General features: G+C 60.3%; 17 protein-coding genes. 6 read left to right on the forward strand and 11 right to left on the reverse strand.

Features of this window, described 5'->3' with window-relative positions:
• Positions 1-4: 4 nt before the first annotated feature.
• From F552_RS0115950 to mmsA, 7 genes are all read right to left on the reverse strand, one after another.
• Positions 5-2671 (reverse strand): PEP/pyruvate-binding domain-containing protein, encoded by a 2667-nt coding sequence (locus F552_RS0115950; RefSeq protein ID WP_018152766.1) that lies wholly within the window; start codon positions 2669-2671, stop codon positions 5-7.
• The gene (locus F552_RS0115955) at positions 2668-3276 is read right to left on the reverse strand and encodes a TetR/AcrR family transcriptional regulator (RefSeq protein ID WP_018152767.1); all 609 of its coding nucleotides are present in this window, start codon (positions 3274-3276) and stop codon (positions 2668-2670) included. The genes F552_RS0115950 and F552_RS0115955 overlap by 4 nt, the downstream gene beginning before the upstream one ends.
• 189 nt (positions 3277-3465) lie before the next feature.
• Positions 3466-5085, reverse strand: a complete 1620-nt coding sequence (locus F552_RS19620; protein ID WP_245546701.1) for a methyl-accepting chemotaxis protein — start codon at positions 5083-5085, stop codon at positions 3466-3468.
• A gap of 49 nt (positions 5086-5134) precedes the next feature.
• A complete protein-coding gene (locus F552_RS0115965) occupies positions 5135-5791 on the reverse strand; it encodes a 2-dehydro-3-deoxy-6-phosphogalactonate aldolase (RefSeq protein ID WP_018152769.1) in 657 nt (218 codons plus the stop codon).
• Positions 5792-5833: 42 nt separating this feature from the next.
• Complete coding sequence (locus F552_RS0115970) at positions 5834-6787, reverse strand: 2-dehydro-3-deoxygalactonokinase (RefSeq protein WP_051078336.1); 954 nt, start codon at positions 6785-6787, stop codon at positions 5834-5836.
• Positions 6788-6887: 100 nt separating this feature from the next.
• On the reverse strand, positions 6888-8084 hold the full coding sequence (gene mmsB / locus F552_RS0115975; protein ID WP_018152771.1) for a multiple monosaccharide ABC transporter permease: 1197 nt from the start codon (positions 8082-8084) through the stop codon (positions 6888-6890).
• Positions 8085-9617 (reverse strand): multiple monosaccharide ABC transporter ATP-binding protein, encoded by a 1533-nt coding sequence (mmsA, locus tag F552_RS0115980; RefSeq protein ID WP_018152772.1) that lies wholly within the window; start codon positions 9615-9617, stop codon positions 8085-8087.
• 84 nt (positions 9618-9701) lie between these two features.
• Here mmsA and F552_RS21010 point away from each other — a divergent pair, with 84 nt between their 5' ends.
• Positions 9702-9827 carry a hypothetical protein gene (locus F552_RS21010; RefSeq protein WP_018152773.1) on the forward strand — a complete coding sequence of 42 codons (126 nt, stop codon included), beginning with the start codon at positions 9702-9704 and terminating at the stop codon, positions 9825-9827.
• Positions 9828-9863: 36 nt separating this feature from the next.
• Here the strand turns inward: F552_RS21010 and chvE are convergent, their stop codons facing one another.
• The 3 genes from chvE to araD1 form a co-directional block, all read right to left on the reverse strand.
• The gene (chvE, locus tag F552_RS0115990) at positions 9864-10922 is read right to left on the reverse strand and encodes a multiple monosaccharide ABC transporter substrate-binding protein (RefSeq protein WP_018152774.1); all 1059 of its coding nucleotides are present in this window, start codon (positions 10920-10922) and stop codon (positions 9864-9866) included.
• Between the two features lie 135 nt (positions 10923-11057).
• On the reverse strand, positions 11058-12497 hold the full coding sequence (locus F552_RS0115995; protein ID WP_018152775.1) for an aldehyde dehydrogenase family protein: 1440 nt from the start codon (positions 12495-12497) through the stop codon (positions 11058-11060).
• Positions 12494-13498: an AraD1 family protein gene (araD1, locus tag F552_RS0116000; protein WP_018152776.1), complete on the reverse strand. Its 1005-nt coding sequence runs from the start codon at positions 13496-13498 to the stop codon at positions 12494-12496. Before araD1 ends, F552_RS0115995 begins: the two co-directional genes overlap by 4 nt.
• 119 nt (positions 13499-13617) lie before the next feature.
• Between araD1 and F552_RS0116005 the strand changes: the two genes are divergently transcribed.
• The 5 genes from F552_RS0116005 (at position 13618) to F552_RS20185 (ending at position 19056) form a co-directional block, all read left to right on the forward strand.
• Entirely contained in the window at positions 13618-14571 is a 954-nt protein-coding gene (locus tag F552_RS0116005; RefSeq protein ID WP_018152777.1) for a LysR family transcriptional regulator, read from the forward strand.
• Between the two features lie 140 nt (positions 14572-14711).
• Complete coding sequence (locus F552_RS0116010) at positions 14712-16433, forward strand: IlvD/Edd family dehydratase (protein ID WP_018152778.1); 1722 nt, start codon at positions 14712-14714, stop codon at positions 16431-16433.
• A gap of 87 nt (positions 16434-16520) precedes the next feature.
• The gene (locus F552_RS0116015; RefSeq protein WP_018152779.1) at positions 16521-17285 is read left to right on the forward strand and encodes an SDR family NAD(P)-dependent oxidoreductase; all 765 of its coding nucleotides are present in this window, start codon (positions 16521-16523) and stop codon (positions 17283-17285) included.
• Positions 17285-18160 carry an SMP-30/gluconolactonase/LRE family protein gene (locus F552_RS0116020; protein WP_033375891.1) on the forward strand — a complete coding sequence of 292 codons (876 nt, stop codon included), beginning with the start codon at positions 17285-17287 and terminating at the stop codon, positions 18158-18160. Before F552_RS0116015 ends, F552_RS0116020 begins: the two co-directional genes overlap by 1 nt.
• Before the next feature lie 2 nt (positions 18161-18162).
• On the forward strand, positions 18163-19056 hold the full coding sequence (locus tag F552_RS20185) for an aldose epimerase family protein (RefSeq protein WP_018152781.1): 894 nt from the start codon (positions 18163-18165) through the stop codon (positions 19054-19056).
• A gap of 9 nt (positions 19057-19065) precedes the next feature.
• On the opposite strand, the gene F552_RS0116030 is transcribed toward F552_RS20185, so the two are convergent.
• The gene (locus F552_RS0116030; protein ID WP_018152782.1) at positions 19066-21129 is read right to left on the reverse strand and encodes a diguanylate cyclase domain-containing protein; all 2064 of its coding nucleotides are present in this window, start codon (positions 21127-21129) and stop codon (positions 19066-19068) included.
• Between the last annotated feature and the right edge of the window lie 124 nt (positions 21130-21253).

Here is a 21253-nt window from a genome sequence, read left to right on the forward strand (position 1 = left end):
TCCCTTATTCCACAGGCCCGTCCGGTACCCGGCGCACCAGACCGGTCACGCCATTCACCTCTACCCGGTCACCATCGGCCAGCAGGCCCAGAATGCCCGGCAGGTTCACCACCGCCGGAATGCCAAACTCGCGCGCCACAATCGCCCCGTGCGACAGGTAGCCCCCGGTTTCCACAATCAGTCCGCCAGCCTTGAGAAACAGCGGGGTCCAGCCGGGGTCGGTGGAAGGTGCCACCAGAATCTCGCCAGGTTGCAGCAAATGTCCCTCGGACGGGTGACGCAACAGGCGCACCCGCCCCTGGCCGATACCGGTGCCTGTCGGCACACCCTGGTAATGCTGGCCATCGGCCCGGGTCAACGTCACCAGATGATCAGCATGATGGTGGGTGGCGTGCAGTTGCAAATCGGCATCCTGCATCAGAATGTCCGGCGGCGTTACCGCTTGCCAGTCGGCAAACAGCCGTTGGCGGTCCTGCACCCGCGCCAGCAGGCCGGCGGCCGGGATATGCCCTTCGAGCGCCCGGAACACTTCCGGCGTGGTCAGCATGAAAATGTCGTCCGGCTGATCCAGTGCCTGACGGGCCACCAGTATCCGCCCTATGGCCAGCAGCGCATGGCGGGAAGGTTCCACGTGCGCCATCAGCGCGCTGCGGGCTGCTTCCCGCTGGTTGCATTCGGTTCTGGCTGCGCCCAGCAGATAGCGAAGCATCCACCAGACGGGCCAGGAGACGGCCTTCCTTACCCGCTGTTCCGCCTGTTGTGCAGCCGTGTGCTGTCGCTGGCGAAGCGCCGGCAGATCCACCCCGGCCAGGTCTTTGAGCGCGCCAAGCAGGTAGCCCGGTTCTTCGCGCCAGCGCGGGTTGCGAAAATAGGTCTCATAAATGGCCCGGTGCCCGTATTGGTCCAGAAACTGCGCATACGCCAGCCGGAACCGGTTGTCTGATGGCAGTTGTTGCACAAAGGCCTGATCCAGTTGCCCCTGCCGTAGCGCCGGGCCAGCCAATGCGTCATCAGCAGCCAGGTGCGCCAGCTCGATCAGCGCATAGCCTTGTCTGGCGGTGACGCTCGGCTCGCCACCCGCCATCAGCGCGGTGGTCAGTGACTGGCCTTCTCCCGGAAAACGCTTTTCCATCTGTTGCACCAGCATCGACAGGCTGGCCGCGCCCGAGCCCTGCAAGAAGAAGATATCTTCGTGGTGGCGGACTTCCTGCAAGCGCTGCATCAGCAAGGCGTGCAAATCCGCCGGTACGTCGGGCAAGGGCGTCTGTCGCCATTCTCGCGCCAGCTGCATGCTGTGGTCGATGGCTTTAAGGCCACGCTTGCGGCGGGCGGGTGATTTGAGGGCATAACGGAGCATGTAACTGCCGGTTTTGAGCTTGTGTCGCCAGCTTGGCGGTGCCACCCGGATTTCGGCACGGTGGCCGCCCACCAGCAGATTGGTTTCAGTGGGAGATACGCCAAACCCGTCAAAAATCTCCCACTGGATGATCGAGAGCTCCAGATACAGGCGCCCGTGGAAAATGCCGGCGCGCTGCACACCCGGCAATACCGGGTAGCCGGCCATGGTCAGCCCTTGCGACAGCAGGGCATTTACCAGCTTGCGCGAGTTGCTCCAGTCCAGCGCCGATAATGGATCGGGCACCACTTCACAGGTATTGCCGCGGGTCCAGCAGGCAGGCTGGGCGGCAATTTGCGGGTAGGTATAGCGCGGACGGCGGGTCACCGGCCGTGCCTGGGTCAACCAGAACTGGCTGCCGTCCCACACCCATTCCAGATCAAAATGTGGATTGGCAAAATCCAGCGCCAGCGCAGCATCGTGCAGCAGATGCGCCAAAGCCAGCGCCTGCGATGCATCCAGCACCTCGGCCGCAGCCTCCGCTGCACTGGTGGCCACGGTATCGGTACGGCCAGACGCAGCCGGGATGGTCTTGTGCGTTTTGCTGCCGCGCAGACGGGCTGCGGGCTGTAACTGGTCTACATACGCATCTTCGACGAAATGGTATTCGTCCCCGGCGCTCTGCCCGCTCACCAGCGACTCCCCCAGCCCCCACTGGGCGTGAATCACCAGCTGGTCGTCCCGGCCGGTGATCGGGTCGCAGGTAAACGCGATGCCTGAAGCTTTGGCAGGTAGCAGCGGCATGAGCACCACCCCCATGCCGGGAACATCCTGCGTCCCCAGTATCCGCTGGCGATACGCCAGCGCCGTCGGCGTCCATAACGAGAGCCAGACCTGACGGATGGCAGCCAGCACCTGATCCGCCCCGCTGACATTGAGGACCGTCTGGTAGATGCCGGCAAACGAGGCTTTGCTGCCATCTTCGCCAATGGCCGACGAGCGCACAGCCAGAGCAGCATGCAACCAGTCCGGTTCGGCCAGCAGCGTGGTGATGTGGGCGATCAGCGCAGCCGGCAGCGGGGTAGCGGCCAGTTGCTGGCGTACCCGTGCCAGTGGCGCTTCATCCCCTGCCAGACACTGGGTCACCGCCTGGGCAAACGCATCTTCGAGCCCGGCATCCTGGACCCAACGCTGGCTCCAGCCGGCAACAATGACGCGCCCCGGCGGTACCGGCAACCCGTAACGGGCCATGCGGGCCAACGACAATGCCTTGCCGCCTACGGCGTCCGGGGCGACCAGCACGCCCTGCCAATCCAGCAAACCGGTCGTGTTCATTGTTCACCCCGCACCAGTCCATGGAAAAACAGGTCCAGCATCTGCTGGTATTCCGTCTCTAGCGTGATGCCGTCCAGCAGCAGCCAGCGCAGCATGGCACCCAGGTACAGAAACTCCAGGTAGTGGGCCAGTTGCTGCGGATCGCGCGCCTGACGCAACTCCCCCGATGCCTGGCCTTGCGCAATGAAACGGGCAAATATCCGGTCCAGCCCGCTGCGCTGTTCACCCTTGAGGGTACGCGGCTCGCTCAGGCGAAACTGGACATACGGTAACAGGTATTTTTTGTGGGCCTCTGCCCAGGCAGCCCCGTGGCGCATGAACTCGCGCAGTTGTGCTTCTGTGGTGGGCAGAGAGGCCAGTGCCTGCAGCAGGTCGGGGACGCCACGGGCCAGCTCGCGATGAAAGTGATGCCGCAGCAAGGCTTCTTTTACCGGGAAATGCTTGTAAAGCGTCCCTTTGGCGACATCGGCCCGGTCGGCAATACGCTCCATGGTCACCGTGTCAAAGCCTTCGGCCTCAAACAGCTGCCAGGCAATATCGCTCAGATGGTCCAGCGTTTGCTGGCGCTTGCGTTCCCGGCGACCGGTTTCAATTGAGTCGTTCATGCTGGCGTCTGCCCTCACATAAATATAGACGAAGTAAAATATTATACATCGTTCACTATTTTGTAAATGACAATCTGACCATCGCGCCAACAGACACATCTGCCATCAAAAAAACGCATGCGTCGGCATGCGTTTTTTAATCATAGACCAGCCCATGCCAAGCAGCATGGCGCCAAGCTCCATCACAGTCTACAGCACGTACTGCCGCAACACCGACATCTGCCGCCCGGCCAGGTCGTCCAGGGTGGCGGCACCCGCCGCGGTCTGACTGGAAGCGGCGCTGGCTTCTTCGGTCATGGCCACAATCCGCTCCACCTGGACCGCAATATTGGTACTGGCAGCACTCTGTTCACGGATAGCGTCGGCAATATCGCCCACCATCACCCGGGTGTTGTCCGCCGCCTGGCCGATGGCCTGGATGGCACTGTCCGCGCGGTCGGCACGGCTGACGCTGCTGCTCACCAACGCCACCGCAGAGCTCATTTGCTGTGTGGCCTGCTGCGAATGCTGATGCATGGCTTCGATGGTACGGGCGATCTCCTGAGTCGAACTGGCGGTGCGCTCGGCCAGCTTGCGGACCTCATCAGCAACAACCGCAAACCCCCGGCCCTGCTCGCCGGCCCGTGCAGCCTCGATGGCGGCATTGAGCGCCAGCAGATTGGTCTGCTCGGCCACTTCCTTGATCACTGCGACCACCGAGCCAATCTGCGCTCCCTGGGCTTCCAGATTCTGGATGGTAACGGCCACGGTGCTGACCGTCGCCGAGATATGCCGGATATCGGCAATGGTCTGGGCGATGGTCTTGGAACCTTCCCGAGCCAGCTCGCCGGAGGACTGCGCCAGCGCCAGTGCCTCGCCAGCGCGGTCGGCCACGTGGTTGATGCTCACCGTCATCTGTTCGACCGTGGCGGCCACATTGGCCGAGGCTTCGCTCTGACTGCCGGCCGTCTGTGACAACTGCTGTGCCGTGGTCGCCATCTGCCCGGCATGGTCCGCCACCTGGCCAGCGCCCGTCTGCAGGGTTGTCAGATTGCCCTGCATGCGTTCCAGCAGCAGGTTAAAGGCATGGATGGTATCGCCGACTTCATCCTGGCTGCCGGCCACTGCCCGCTTGGTAAAGTCCAGCTGCTGGCTAACCGTGTTGACGGTCTCGCGAATGTTGCCCAGCCCGGCAGCAATGATGCGAAACAAGCGCCAGCCAAACCATAGCGTCACCAGAATCGCCACCGCCATCACCAATAACGAGACCACCAGTCCGTCGCGGTAGGTGGCGGCGGCGTTGTTCTTCTGCAGGGTGGCCAGCGACTGGTTGTAACGGATATGCTGCCCGATGGCCGTCAGCACCTGTTGCGCCTTGCGCTGGCCGTCCCCGGCCGCCAGCTGGCGGGCGTCTTCTGCCATGCCACTTTGCGACTGCTGCAAGATCACCTCCACCACTTTTTTGTAGGCCGCAATCGCCTGCTTGTCGGCTTCCAGCAACTGCCGGTCTTTGGCGTCGGCCACCCGCAGCTTGCCAAACATGTCCAGCGTGGCATCCAGCTGGCGATAATCCTCTTTCAGGGCCGCTTCCAGCCGGCTTTGTGCGGCGGTGTCGATTTCCATGATATGCCGCAGCACCAGCGTTCTTGCGTCAAAAAAATGGTCAGACACGCTATGGAGCGCATCCATGCTGGGCATGGTGTTGTCCAGCACATAAGCGACATTGTCGTTGGTGTTCTTCAGCCCCAGAATGCCAGCGCCACCCACCACCACCAGAGACACCAGTGCAATGGCCAGCGTGATCACAATCCGTTTGGCAATACTCATCATGTGCTCCTCTTATCATTTTTTTTAGATGTACGGCGACCGGCACGCGTCCTTAGACGGATGCAGTGGCGCGGTATTGCCCGGCAAACGCCTCCGCACGCGCCTTGACCTCTGCTGCCGTCATGCCCGGCTTGTACAGAGCCCCCCCGATGCCAAAGCCGCTCACCCCGGCGGCTTTAAATGCCTGGAGGTTGTCCAGCGTCACGCCGCCCACCGGCAGCAGCCGGGCGTCCGCCGGCAGCACGGTTTTCAGCGCCTTGATGGTGGCAATGGAAATGCTTTCCCCCGGGAACAGTTTCAAGCCATCGGCCCCTGCCTTGTGGGCCAGAAAACACTCGGTGGCCGTTTGCACGCCGGGCAGCACATAGAGACCACGCGCCTTGGCGGCGGCCACCACCTCCAAGTCCAGATTGGGCGAGACAATCAGCCGCCCGCCCGCTGCGGCCACCTGGGCCACCGCGTCTGGCGTCAGCACCGTGCCGGCGCCGACCACCATGCGATCGCCCCAGGCCTCACTCAACCGGCGGATGGTCTCCAGCGGATCAGGCGAGTTCAGCGGTACTTCCACCATGCGCCAGCCCGCGTTATACAGCGCAGCGGCGACATCATGGATTTCATCGGGCTGGATGCCGCGCAAAATCGCCACCAGCGGCAAGTCCGCCATGGCGGCATTCAGGGTAATAGCAGGGGTTGCAGACAAAGTATTCATGGATAAGTCCTGACTGGATGCTAAAAAAGGGCCGCGGGTGCATCAGCACAGGCCGGCCCGGGTGGCCAACTGCCACAGGCCGCTGGCAGCAGCCTGGTCGCCATCAATGGGTAAACTGTCGATGCCGACGTGCGCCAGCGCACTGGCATAGCGCTGGCACAGCGCGGCAGACGCAATCAGGCCGCACAGCGAAGGTCGGGCTGACCCCAGCGCATTCAGCGCCGCCTGGATCTCGTAGCCGATCAGCAAGCCGGACAACCACTGCCCCAGGTCCGCCGCCGGCATCAGCCCCTGCACGCCGCGGGCCCGGACACCAAACAGCTGATGCAGCCAGTCGGGGTGGGTTAGCGCGGTGTCTACCCCGGCCAGAAAACAGGCTTCATCCCACGGACCATCCACGATGACCGGGCCCAGCAGGCTATGCTGACGCAACAGGGCAAACATCTCGCCAGTCATGTAGGTGGCCAGGGCCGTCATGCGCCCGGCCTGCAGATGAATCCACTTATTGTGCGTGCCGGGCGTCATCACCAGATCCAGCCGGGCGGCCTGCATGCACGCCGCCGGCAAACCGACAATCTGGGTTTCCTCGCCACGCATTACATCGCGAAACCCGTCGCCCGGCCGCTCGTGAGCCACACCGGGCACAATGGCCACCCGGCGGCCCAGCGCCTCAAACTGCAGCAACCCGTCCACTAGTCGCTCAACCGCCGCCGGTGTCGGTACATAGCCGGTTTCCCGCCAGCCCGACTTGCTGCCGGCCATGCCGCATAACAGCATCGGCAATGCCGGGTGGGCCGACAGCCACGCCCCCAGCCAGTCGGTCATGGCCGCAACGCCAGACTCGCCCGGGTAACGGGACACACCGATCGGGGCATGACGCTGCTCAAGTACCCGTCCCGCCTGGTCATACAGAAATGCGCGCGCGTTGGTAGAGCCCCAGTCGATCCCGATCAGCGCGGCCTGACCGATATCGGAGGCAAAGGAATGGCTAGCCATGGCTTTTGCACCCAGCAAGAAGAAAAAACCCGTCTGTTGGAGCGCTATCGAAATAGGAGACAGACGGGAAGAAGGAAGGCGTTAGTGCGCGGACGCGGTATTACTTGTTCTTGTAATACACATCCACCCAGACGGCGGCCAGCAGTACCAGCCCCTTGATGACCTGTTGGTAGTCGATGCCGATGCCCAGAATGGACATGCCGTTGTTCATGACCCCCATGATGAAGGCACCAATCACCGCCCCCATCACTTTGCCCACCCCGCCAGAAGCCGATGCCCCGCCGATGAAACAGGCGGCAATCACGTCCAGCTCGAAGCCCAGACCGGCTTTCGGGGTAGCGGTGTTGAGCCGTGCAGCAAACACCAGGCCCGCCAGTGCCGCCAGTACCCCCATGTTGATGAAGGTATAGAAGGTCAGCCGGCTGGTATTGATGCCTGACAGACGGGTGGCTTTCTCGTTACCGCCCAAGGCATAGATGCGGCGGCCCACGGTGGTACGATTGGTCACAAAGTTGTACAGCACGATCAGCAGGCTCATGATGATCAGCACGTTCGGCAAGCCTTTGTACTCGGACAGCTTGAAGCTGAAGTAGACCATGATGCCGGCAAACAGCACGTTTTTCAGCCAGAAAAATGCGGCCGGTTCTTCTTCCATCTCCTGCCGGGTATGGGCCAGACGCTGACGCACGCTCATGGAGAACAGCACCAGGGCCACGATGAACCCGATCAGCAATGAGGTCAGGCGCAGGGTTTCGTGGTTAAACACGTCCGGAATGAAACCGGAGCTCAGCTTCTGGAAAATCTCCGGAAACGGCCCGATCGACTGGCCGTCCAGCAGGGCCAGCGTCAGCCCCTTGAACACCAGCATGCCGGCCAGCGTGACGATAAACGACGGGATCTTGGTGTACGCCACAAAGTACCCTTGCGCCGCGCCAATGATGGCACCCGCCACCAGACAGATGACGGTCGCCACCACCACCGGTACGTTGTGCTGCACCATCAGTACCGCCGCCAGCGCACCGATGAAACCGGCTACCGACCCCACCGACAAGTCGATGTGACCGGCCACAATCACCAGCAACATCGCCAGCGCCATGATCACGATATAGCTGTTTTGCAAAATCAGGTTGGTCAGGTTGAGCGGCATCATCAGCGTGCCGTCGGTCTTGATCTGGAAAAACACCATGATCACGATCAGCGACAGGAACATCGCGTATTCACGGATGTTCTTGCGCAAGAACCCGGTGTATTTCTTTTTCTCTGCCACTGGGGGCAGCACTGCAGTTTCGTTGCTCATTTAGTGACTCCCGGCGCGAACGATCGCACCCATAATGTTTTCTTGCGATGCCTCTGCGGCGCTGAATTCACCCACCATGCTGCCTTCGTTCATCACGTAGATGCGGTCACACATCCCCAGCAGTTCCGGCATTTCGGAAGAAATCATCAGCACGCATTTACCCTCGCTGGCCAGCTGGCTGATGATGGTATAAATCTCGTACTTGGCCCCCACATCCACCCCGCGGGTCGGCTCGTCCAGAATCAGCACCTCGGGTTGCGAGAACAGCCATTTGCTCAGCACCACTTTCTGCTGGTTGCCACCCGAGAGGTTCATCACCTGCTGACGCACGCTGGAACAGCGGATTTTCAGCTTCTCGCGGAAATCCTTGGCCACCGAGAACTCTTGCCCTTCGTCAATCACCGACGACTTGGACACCCGTCCCAGATTGGGCAGGCTGATGTTGCGCTTGATGTCGTCGTGCAGAATCAGCCCCAGTGCCTTGCGGTCTTCGGTGACGTAAGCAATGCCGTGGCGGATGGCCTTGCGCACCGTCCCCACATCCACGGCTTCCCCATGCAGACGCACTTCGCCGCTGATGTGCTTGCCGTAGGCCTTGCCGAACACGCTCATGGCTAGCTCGGTACGCCCGGCACCCATCAGCCCGGCAATGCCGACGATTTCGCCTTTGCGCACATTGAGGTCGATGCCTTTGATCAACAGACGGTCCGGATGCACCGGATGGTACACCTGCCAGTTTTTCACCTCGAATACCGTCTCGCCAATGTTTGGCGTCCGGCGCGGGTAGCGGTCCGACATCTCGCGCCCCACCATGCGCTGAATCACGCGGTCTTCCGGAATCGGGCCGTCGCTACAGTCCATGGTTTCGATGGCGGCACCGTCACGGATCACCGTGATGCTGTCGGCCACCTTGGAAATCTCGTTGAGTTTGTGCGAAATCAGGATCGAGGTAATCCCTTCGCGTTGCAGCTCCAGCAACAGCTCCAGCAAGGCGTCGCTGTCGGTTTCGTTCAGGCTGGCCGTTGGTTCGTCCAGAATCAGCAGCTTCACTTCTTTGGAGAGTGCCTTGGCAATCTCCACCAGTTGCTGCTTGCCTACCCCGATATCGGTAATCAGCGTGGAGGGCGACTCTTTCAGCCCGACTTTCTTCAGCAGCTGTTTGGTCTTGGCATGGGTCGCCGCCCAGTCGATGACGCCGTTGTTGGACTGTTCGTTACCCAGAAAAATGTTTTCTGCAATCGAGAGCTGCGGCACCAGCGCCAGCTCTTGATGAATAATGATGATACCCAGATGCTCGGAATCGGCAATGTCGCCAAACGCCTGCACCTGACCGTTAAAGACGATCTCGCCGGTGTAGGAGTCATGCGGGTAAACGCCGCTCAGCACCTTCATCAGTGTCGATTTGCCCGCCCCGTTTTCACCGACAATCGCATGGATTTCACCGGCTTTGACCGACAGATTGACATGATTTAACGCAACCACACCAGGGAAGGTCTTGGTGATGTCGCGCATTTCCAGAATTGTTTCCACCATTGCACCCTGTTTTGTTGACACTCGGGCAAGCGGCACACGCGGCCGGACTGCCTGAGGAGGTTTGCTGTGTAAAAGCAGCGAAACATGGTTGGTGGCACCCGCACCCGTCCGGGTACGGGGACCATCCACAACAAACGGGCAGCCCTTGTCGCCTGTCAGGCAGATGCCGCCAGCAGCGGGAGAGTGCGCCAGCTGGAGAACATCCTGTGATTCGGCTTTTCCGGGCCCCCGGTTACAAGTGAAGGCTTACTGGATCTGGCTTTCGGTGTAGTAACCGCTACCTACCAGCACAGGCTTCCAGTTGGAGATATCCACGCTCACCGGTTTCAGCAGGTAAGATGGCACCACTTTCACGCCGTTGTTATAGGTTTTGGTATCGTTCACCGGTACGGGCTTGCCAGACAGCATGGAGTCAATCATGCCAACGGTCACTTTGGCCAGCACGCGGGTGTCTTTAAACACGGTAGAAGACTGCTCCTTGGCCAGAATCGACTTCACAGACGGCAGCTCGGCATCCTGACCGGTCACGACCGGCATTGGCTGCTTCGGTGTACCGTAGCCTACGCCTTTCAGTGAAGACAGGATACCGATACTGATACCGTCATACGGAGACAATACCGCATCCAGACGGGCGCTGGTGTAGTTGGCGCTCAACAGGTTATCCATGCGCGCCTGGGCCACTGCACCGTCCCAGCGGAGTGTGGAGACCTTGTCCATGCCCATCTGCTTGCTGCGTACCACCAGCTTGCCTTTGTCGATGTATGGCTTCAGCACCGACATCGCGCCGTTATAGAAGAAAAACGCGTTGTTGTCGTCTGGCGAACCGCCGAACAGCTCGATATTGAACGGGCCCTTGCCTTCTTTCAGGTGCAGGGCTTTCTCGATATAACCGCCCTGGATCACGCCGACCTGGAAGTTATCAAACGTCGCATAGTAATCGACATTCTTGGTGCCCTTGATCAGGCGGTCATAGGCAATGACCTTGATGCCCTTGCTGGCGGCTTTGGCCAGCGCGTCAGACAGGGTGGTACCGTCAATCGCGGCAATGACCAGCACTTTCGGGCCTTTGGTGATCATGTTTTCGATCTGGGCCAGCTGGTTGGGAATATCATCTTCGGCGTATTGCAGGTCGGCCTTGTAGCCGCGGTCCTGCAAGAATTTCACCATGCTGTTGCCGTCAGAAATCCAGCGGGAAGAAGACTTGGTTGGCATGGAAATCGCCACCAGGCCTTTGTCTGCTGCGTGAGAGGTATAAGGCATAATGGTTGCAACACCCAGCAACATGCCAATTACGTGCTTTTTCATGTGATCTCCTCTTTATAGTGCTTTGTTTTGCCAGCGCCGCGAAGCATAACGGATCAGGCGTACTTCATGTTGGTACACTGGCTTTGGTCTGCCACATCACCCGGCAACAGAACGGGGTTACTACATAAAACGTGTCTAGGCAGCGGTATAAGCTGTCTTGACGGTGGTATAAAACTCGGCCGCGTAGCGTCCCTGTTCGCGGGAACCCACGCTTGACCCTTTGCGCCCGCCAAACGGTACGTGGAAATCCACCCCGGCAGTCGGCAGGTTCACCATCACCATGCCGGCTTGCGCACGGCGCTTGAACTGGGTCGCGTACTTCAGTGACTGGGTGCAGATGCCGGCACACAGCCCGAATTCGGTATCATTGGCCTGCTGCATCGCTTGCTCGAAAGAGTCAGCCCTGATCGCTACCGCCACCGGGCCAAACACTTCTTCGCGGGCAATGCGCATGCCAGGCTCGCCGGTAAACAGGGCCGGCTGCAAAAAGTGGCCGCGGGTAGGCTGGCTGACCAGATCACCGCCAAATACCAGCTTGGCACCTTCTTCCTTGGCGATGCGGATATAGTCGAGGTCAGTCTGTAACTGTTTCTCGTCCACTACCGGGCCGATATCCACCCCTTGCAGGACGGCGTTACCTACTTTCAGCGCACTTAGCCGCTGCTGCATCGCCAACATAAAGCGGTCATAAATGCCGTTTTGCACAATCAGCCGGCTGGACGCGGTACAACGCTGGCCGGTAGAGAAAAACGCACCGTTCACCGCCGCGTTCACCGCCACGTCCAGATCAGCATCGTCGAGTACGATCAGCGGGTTTTTGCCGCCCATTTCCAGTTGGACTTTGGCACCGCGTTTGGTCGCGGCTTCCTGGATCTGGCGCCCCACACCCACCGAACCGGTAAAGCTGATGGCGTTGACAGACGGATGGTTGACGATGGTGTTGCCCACCAGCCGGCCACTGCCCATCACCATGTTGAACACCCCGGCCGGCACCCCGGCCCGGTGCAACATGTCGGCCAGCGCCCAGGCACAGCCCGGCACCAGTTCGGCCGGCTTGAACACCACCGTATTGCCGTAGGCCAGCGCCGGCGCAATCTTCCAGGCCGGAATGGCGATCGGGAAATTCCACGGCGCGATGATGCCCACCACCCCCACCGGTTCGCGGGTAATGTCCACTTCCACGCCGACACGTACTGAGGCCAGATGCTCGCCGCCGATGCGCAAGGCTTCCCCGGCAAAGAACTTGAAAATCTGCCCGGCGCGGGCGACTTCGCCAATCGCTTCCGGCAGGGTTTTGCCTTCTTCTCGCGCCAGCAACAGGCCCAGCTCGTTCTTGCGGGCCAGCAGCTCGCTACCGACCGTATCCAGAATGTCGGCCCGGCGTTGAACGCTGCTCTCGGCCCAGACAGGGAACGCAGCGTCGGCGGCTTCGATGGCTTCCGTGGTATCCGTGGCGCTGCCGCGCACGTATTCGCCTACCGGGTTATCCAGATCAGACGGGTTCTGGTTCACGCCCATGGTGGAACCATTCACCCAGCGGCCATTGATGTAATTGCGGTACACGGGCATGCTCATAATGCCACCACGCCTTCCACGTCATAGTGAGGTTGGTCGACCACCACCGGGTTGCGCAGTTCGGGTCCGAAACCGGGTACTTGCAACACAAATTCGTCGCCCTCAGCCACGCTGATGCCGTCGGCAAAACTGAGCGTCGCCGTGCCAAAGAAATGCAGGTGCACATCGCCCGGGCGCAAGAACTGTGCGTACTTGAACTGGTGATATTCCAGATTGGCGATGCTGTGGCACATATTGGCCTCGCCGGTCAGGAAGGGTTTCTGCCAGCGTACTTCGCCACGGCGTTCGATACGGCTTTCGCCCGTCAGTGCGGCCGGCAGCTCGCCCACGCGCAACGCCGGACCCACCGAGCAGGGACGCAATTTGGAATGCGCCAGATACAGGTAATTCTGTCGTTCGGTCACATGGTCAGAAAACTCGTTGCCCACGGCAAACCCCAGGCGGTACGGCTTGTGATCCGGTCCGATGATATACAGCCCCACCAGCTCCGGTTCTTCGCCGTGGTCCAGTGCAAAAGAAGGGGATGGCAATGGCTGACCTGGCGCAACCACAATGCTGCCATCCCCCTTGTAAAACCACTCTGGCTGCACGCCGGGCTTGCCTGGCTGGTGCTTGCCGCCTTCCACCCCGAGACGGAACATTTTCATGCTGTCGGTCAGGGTGTCTGATTCGGTCTGGCTGATTTTCTGGTGCATCTGGTCGCGGGTAGCGGCACTGCCCAGATGGGTCAGGCCGGTGCCGGTCACATAGCAATGGGCGCTGTCCGGATGCGACAACGGGGTCAGTACCGCACCACGGGCAACCAGATCGGCGTAGTCGGCTGGCGCACCAAGGGTATGCTGTTGCAGTTGGGTCGCCAGATCATGGCCGGCCTGAATCGCGGCCCATGCCAGATCGTAAGAAGAAGACACGCCTTCTACAGGCTGGTAGTGCGCACCGTCGTCAGACAACAGGCCAAGCTGCGGTTGTTTGCGGGTGTCGAGATACTGTATCAATAGCATTGTTTGCATCCGGGCATTGAAAAGGTTTGACGAATACTATCCCCATAAAAGATATATTTCTAATGAAAAAAATGAGAATATAGATATCAATTTTGATATCAAACAAAAATGGAGGCCCCATGGCAGGCAACTATTCCAACTGGTTTATTCGCGCCCGTTTAAAGACACGGCAGCTGCTTTTGCTGGTGGCGCTGGACGAAGAACGCAATATCCATCGCACGGCCGAGGCCTTGCTGATGACGCAGCCGGCGGCCTCCAAACTGTTGAAAGAGCTGGAAGACATGCTGGAGGTACCGCTGTTCGAGCGTTTGCCGCGCGGCATGAAACCGACCTGGTACGGCGAGATCATGATCCGCCACGCGCGGATGGTGTTATCTAGCCTGAGCCAGGCGCACGAAGAGATCAACGCGCTCAAGGCCGGCATGGTCGGCCAGGTGCGCATCGGCGCTATTACCGACCCCGCCACCCAACTGGTACCGCTGGCGATAGCCCGCATCAAGCAGCAATACCCGCTGCTGGACATTCATGTCACTGTGGATACCAGCGACATGCTGCAGCCGAAACTGATGTCCGGCAAACTCGATATCGTGATCGGGCGGATTTTCCAGCAGCACGACAAAACCAACCTGATCTATGAAAGCATTGCCGAAGAACCAATCAGCATCGTCTGCCGTCCCGGCCACCCGCTATTGAATATTCAGGGTCTGGGTCTGCGCGACGTGATGTCTGCCGCCTGGGTCCTGACCCCGTCGGGCAGTGTGCTGCGGCACCGGGTAGACATGGCGTTCCGTCAGCAGAACCTCGACCCACCGATGAACGTGGTCGAAACCGTGTCACAGCTGATGATTACCACCTTGCTGGAATCCACCGACATGCTGGCCGCCATCGCCACCAAAGTGGCAGAGCACTATGCGCGCTACGGCATGATCCGCATCCTGCCGGTGGACTTCCCGTGCAAGATGGATGAATTCGGTTTCATTACCCGGCGTGACCAGCAGCTATCCCCTGGCGCATCGATCATGATGCATGCGCTGCAAGAGGTGGCCAACGAGATCTATGGCACCAGTTTCTGAGCGGTACGCACCCGCCGCTTTTTAAATGATATATTTTTCAATATCAATGTTATCTATTTTTTCATTAGATTAGCATCATTCGATGTTGCTAAGATGCAGTCCATCATGCACAGCACGTGCAGTCGCCTCAGGAAAGCATCATGACAAAAGAGAAAAAGACACTACGCAGTCAAGGCTGGTTTGGCAAACAGGACCGGGACGGTTTCATGCACCGCAGCTGGGTGAAAAACCAGGGGTATCCGGACGACATGTTCGATGGCCGCCCGGTGATTGGCATCTGTAATACCTGGTCCGAGCTGACCCCTTGTAACGGCCATTTCCGAGAACTGGCCGAGTTCGTCAAGCGTGGTGTCTATGAAGCTGGCGGTTTCCCGCTGGAGTTCCCTGTCATGTCGCTGGGCGAAACCCAGCTGCGCCCGACCGCCATGCTGTTCCGCAACCTGGCCAGCATGGACGTGGAAGAATCCATCCGCGGCAACCCGATTGACGGTGTTGTCCTGCTGATGGGCTGTGACAAAACCACCCCGTCACTGATGATGGGCGCCGCCAGCTGCGACTTGCCGACCATTGGCCTGTCTGGCGGCCCGATGCTGAACGGCAAGTTCCAGGGCAAGGATGTCGGCTCCGGCACCGGCGTGTGGATGATGTCGGAAATGGTGCGCGGCGGTCAGATGACCATGGAAGAATTCGTGGCGTCCGAGTCTTGCATGCACCGTTCCAAAGGCAGCTGCATGACCATGGGCACTGCCTCCACCATGGCCAGCATGGTCGAAGCGCTGGGGATGTCGCTGCCAGAAAACGCCGCCATCCCGGCAGTGGATTCCCGCCGTAACCGCCTGGCCCAGCTAACCGGACGCCGGATTGTCGAGATGGTCAAGGAAGACCTGACCATGTCCAAGATTCTGACCCGCGAAGCGTTCGAGAACGCCATCAAGGTCAACGCCGCCATCGGTGGCAGTACCAACGCAGTGATCCACCTGCTGGCCATTGCCGGCCGTATCGGCGTACCACTGACGCTGGAAGACTGGGACAAACTGGGCCGCGAGATGGATTGCCTGGTCAACCTGCAACCGTCCGGCAAATACCTGATGGAAGATTTCTACTACGCCGGCGGTCTGCCTGCCGTGATTCGCGAAATCCGGGGGGTGCTGCACGCCAACACCATTTCGGCCAACGGCAAGAGCATTGTCGAGAACTCACTCAACGCGCCCAACTACAACCACGACGTCATCACGCCGCTGGCCACCCCGTTCAAGAAAGACTCCGGCATTGCCGTCCTGAAGGGCAACCTGGCCCCGAATGGCGCCGTGATCAAACCATCCGCCGCCACACCAGAACTGATGACCCATACCGGCCGTGCCGTGGTGTTTGAAGACATCGACGACTACCATGCCCGCATTGACGATCCGGAACTGGATGTGGACGAAACCTGCGTGCTGGTCCTGAAAAACTGCGGCCCGCAAGGCTACCCGGGCATGGCCGAAGTCGGCAACATGCAGCTGCCGCCCAAAGTGCTGCAAAAAGGCATCACCGACATGGTACGGATTTCCGACGCACGCATGAGCGGCACCGCCTACGGCACCGTGGTTTTGCATACCTCGCCAGAAGCCGCCGTGGGCGGCCCGCTGGCCCTGGTGCAGAACGGCGACATGATTGAGCTGGACGTTCCCAACCGCAAACTGCATCTGCACGTGAGCGACGAAGAACTGGCTAAACGCCGCGAGAACTGGGTGGAACCGGCCAAGCCGACCCGCGGCTGGTATCAGCTGTATGTGAAGCACGTACAGCAGGCCCACCTGGGTGCCGACATGGACTTTCTGGTAGGTGGCAGTGGCGCGGCCGTCCCGCGTGAGTCACACTAAGCATTCGCATGCAGGGCGGGCAGCACATGCCCGCCTTTCACCATGAGACATCCTGCCACGACGGGATGCACCGACAAAGAGACACACATGACACAATTCGCCGTTTACCCCAGCCTGGCTGGGCAAGTGGTTTTCATCACCGGGGGCAGCTCCGGCATCGGTGCCGACATCGTCACCGCCTTTGCCCGCCAGGGTGCGAAAGTGGCCTTTACCGGCCGTAATGCCAGCGCGGCCGAGGCCGTGATTGCGGCGGCCACCGGCGTGGGGCCGACACCGATGTTCATCGCGTGCGACATGACCGATGTCGAGCAGATCCGCACCGCCTTTGCCGCTGCCAAAGCGCATTTTGGCCCGGTGAACGTACTGATCAACAACGCCGCCAACGATGACCGTCACCAGCTGGAAAACGTCACCCTCGACTACTTCGACAAGATGGTGGCCATCAACCTGCGCGCCGGCTTCTTTGCGGCCCAGTGCGCAGCTGCCGACATGACGGCCGCCGGCAAGGGCGTGATCGTCAACCTGAGTTCGGTCAGCTGGAAAATCAAAGGGGCCGGCTACCCGGTGTACGAGACCTGCAAATCGGCCGCCATCGGCATGACGCGCGCGCTGGCGCGTGACCTTGGCAAACAGGGTATCCGCGTCAACACGCTGACCCCGGGCTGGGTGATGACCGAGAAACAGCTGCGCCTGTGGGTGGATGCGGCTGGCGAGAAAATGCTGGACGACAGCCAGTGCCTGAACGGCCGGTTGCATGGTGATGACATCGCCAACATGGCGCTGTTCCTGGCGGCTGACGACAGCAAAATGATCACCGCCCAAGAGTTTGTGGTGGACGCCGGGTGGACCTGATGGAAGCCCGTCTGTTACTGGATGTCCGGGCGACGCTGGGCGAAGGGCTGCTATGGTCTGCGCGTGACCAGCGGTTGTACTTTGTCGATATCAAGGCGCCGGCGCTGCACGCGCTGGACCTGACAACCGGCCAGCACCAGCAATGGCCGATGCCGGCCCTGATCGGCTGGATCATCGAGCGCGAACAAGGCGGCTTTGTGGCGGGGCTGCAGGATGGCTTTGCCTTCCTGAGCCTGACGCCCACGCTCGAGCTGGTGAAACTGATCAACCCGCATCCGCAATCGCCAGACATGCGGCTCAACGACGCCAAAGCCACGGCCAGCGGGCAGATTTTTGCCGGCACCATGCACAACCTGACCCCGGAGATCCCGGCGGGCTGCCTGTACCGGCTGGATCCGGACCTGAGCCTGCACACCGTAGATACCAACTACCAGATCTGCAACGGCCCGTGCATCAGCAAAGACCAGCGCACGCTCTACCATACCGACACCCTCAAACAGACCATCTACGCTTACGATCTGGCGGCGGACGGCAGTCTTAGCCATCGCCGTGTCTGGCTACAGTTTACCGAGACAGACGGCTTTCCGGACGGGATGACGGTAGACACTGAGGGTGCCATCTGGGTGGCGCATTGGGGGGGTAGCTGTGTATCCCGCTTCGCACCGGACGGCACGCTGCTTCGGCGCGTGCCATTGCCCGTCTCCCAAGTCACCAACCTCGCCTTTGCCGGCGACCGGCTGGACCGCCTGATCGTCACCTCGGCCCGCGACGGTTTGTCTGCCGCTGATCTGGCCAAAGAACCACTGGCGGGCGGCCTGTTCGAGATCGACCCGCAAGGCGTCACCGGCTTGCCGGCACAGCGTTTCCAGGGCTGATCATGGACTTGCTAACCCTTCGTGCTGACAAGCTGCATCTGCAACTGGCCCCGCACATCGGCGGTAGCATCGCCCGCTTTTACAGCAAACACCACGGGCAGCCAACCCACTGGTTCCGCCCCGCCACCGATGATGCGCTGGTCCGGCAAGACATCACGGCCATGGCCAGTTTCCCGATGGTGCCGTACTGCGGTCGTATCCGCGACCGTCAGTTCCAGACGCCACAGGGTGACACCGTCCGCCTGCCGGTCCTGAACGGCTTGCAGCATGCGCTGCATGGCATCGGTTGGTTACGGCCCTGGACGGTGGTGCAACAGACAGAGGATAGCGCCCATCTGCGGCTGGTGGTCGATGCCGCCGACTGGCCCTACCCGTTTCAGGCCGATCAATCTTTTACCCTGACCGACACCGGCCTCACACAAACCCTGACGCTGACCCATCACGGCAGCACCCCGATGCCTTACGGGCTGGGATTTCACCCCTACTTTTGCCGCACGCAGGATGCGCGGGTCACGCTGAACAGCGCAGGGCACTGGCTATCGGACCAAGCCGTCCTGCCGCTACGCCCCAGTGATGACCATTTCTTGAGCAACACCCTCGCCGGGGTGTTCGACCCCGCCCAGCACGTGCTGGATAACACCTTCTTTGGCTGGCAACATACCGCCACCGTGACTCTGGGGACGCACGCCATCACGCTCAAAAGCAGCGCACCTGCAGACTTTTTCGCCATCTACACCCCGGAAAATGAAGATTATTTCTGCCTGGAACCCTGCACACACGTACCGGACTTCCCGAACCTGACCGCCTTTGACGCCGCGCTCACCGGCGGCCACTGGCTGAACCAGGATGAACAGTTATCCATCACCTGTGTTTACGACGTCAGCGAAGCCCTGTAAGCCGTACCGTCAGTGCGAATCATGGTTAAACATGTTCTGCTGGTAACTCAGTCCTTCGTCCAGATCACAAAAGTGGATGTTGTTGCGCCCGTGCTGCTTGGCAAAATACATGGCATCGTCGGCGTTCTTCAGTAGCTCGATCTCGCTCTCGCCGTGTTGCGGGTAAATGGCAATGCCAATGCTGCACGAGCTATCCAGCACGTGCTGGTCAAGCCGGAATGGCGAAGCCAGCGCAAAGCGCACTTTCTCCGCCACCCGCACGACGCTTTCCTTGTCGTCCATCTGCGGCAGCAGGATCACGAACTCGTCGCCCCCCACCCGCGCCACCGTGTCCGAAGCCCGCACATTGTCCCGCATGCGGTTGGCTGCCTCGATCAGCAACAAATCCCCAATGTGATGCCCGAGGGTATCGTTGATCGGCTTGAGCTTGTCCAGGTCCAGAAACATCACCGCAAAACTGCTCTGGTTGCGCTTGGCCACTTCGATGGCCTGCCCCAGCCGGTCAAACAGCAAAGCACGGTTGGGCAGATCGGTCAGCATGTCAAACTGCGCCATGTGATGAATCCGCGACTCCACTTTCTTGCGCTCGGTAATGTCGCGCGTCACCCCCAGAATGCCGACAAATGTTCCGTTGGCTGTATAGATGCCGGTCGTGGTGGTCTCTGTCCAGACGGTAGAGCCGTTCTTGCAGAGTTGCTCCAGTTCGCCGCGGAACTCCGGAAAATGTTTCCCGTGCGCCACGGCCTGCATGCCGCAAGCCAGTGCCTCCATCGCAATGATGGCCGAATCCGGCGTCAAGGCCTCAGCAATCGATTGCTGCATGACCTCGGTGACGCTATAACCGCGCAATTTCTCGACCGACGGGCTGACATAGGTAAACCGGCAGGATGCATCCATGGTCCAGATCACGTCACTGGCGTGATCTGCCAGCAAGCGGTGCCGCTCTTCGCTCTCGCGCAGCGCCAGCGCGGTGCGGTGACTGTCTGCCAGCGCCTGTTTCAGGCGGCGGTTGATCCAGACAATATACCCCAGCACGGCTGCCAGCAGCGTCACCACCCCTACCGCCGTGAAAATCCATTTCCAGGGTACGGGGTTGGTCTCCGGCTCGTAGAGAAACCCTTTCAGGGAAAATCCGGTTGGCAACAGGCCAAGGCTGGCATAGGTCTGGGCAATGTGCTGCCAGCGGCCGTGATGCATGTAACCGACCTCCAGCAGATCGGTACGGATCAACCCCTGCATGTGCGACGCTTCAAACGCCAGAAACTCGCGACTGAGCTGCGGATTGTACTTGCGCAGGATCACCCCGATGGTTTCATTGACATGGGTCATCGCGTATTGCCAGCCTTGCAGGCTCGCATCACGGAACGCACGGGCCCGTTCTGGGTGGTCACGCAACTCGGCTTCGGTGGTAAACAGGTTGTCCCCGTAAAAGTCGATGCCGCTGGCCCGCGGACTGAACATGCTGTAGGGGAAATGCGCTTTTTCCAGATAATAGGTTTCGTTGGTCATGTAGGCAGATATCGCATCCACCTTGCCGTCGATCAGGTCCTGCGGGGTAAAGGAATGCGGCAATAGCGTCAGGCTGGACAAGGGCACGTTCTCTTGCTTGAGATAGGCAATCAGCTCGGCTGCCGGACGTTCCAGCATGACCCGCTTGCCGGTCAGATCGTGCAGGCTGGGGGCACTGGTAAATTGCCGCGACAAGATGACCGATGGCGAATGCTGAAACACCACCGCCAGCACCACCACCGGCTGCCCGGCTGCACGTTCCAGCAACAGGTTGCTGGACCCTACCCCGTACTGTGCCTCCCCGTCCTCCACCACCCGCAGTGGCGGATGACCCGGCTTGGCCTCCAGCAAATTTACTTCCAGCCCCGCGTCGCGGTAGTAGCCGCGCTCTTTGGCCATGTAGTAACCCGCAAACTGAAAGCCGTGCCGCCACTTCAGTTGCAGGCTGACGGGTTCCAGCGTATCGGCAGAGAGGGATAAAGCAGACAACAACAAGACCAGCAGACACAGCAGCCTGTGCCAAACAGATACGCGGCAAACGAGAAAACCTGCACCGGTATTCACGTGATGGTCACCACCCCAATCATGGATCAGAAGCCGGAAAACCCTTGAGGCAAACCATGCCCGCCGCCCGACCTGGTCGGGTGTGCATGGACTTTAAAGCATACAACCAAACCACTGGCTTTGG

Origin of the sequence: Leeia oryzae DSM 17879, from assembly GCF_000376945.1 — a bacterium.
In the GTDB taxonomy this organism is placed as follows: Bacteria; Pseudomonadota; Gammaproteobacteria; order Burkholderiales; family Leeiaceae; genus Leeia; species Leeia oryzae.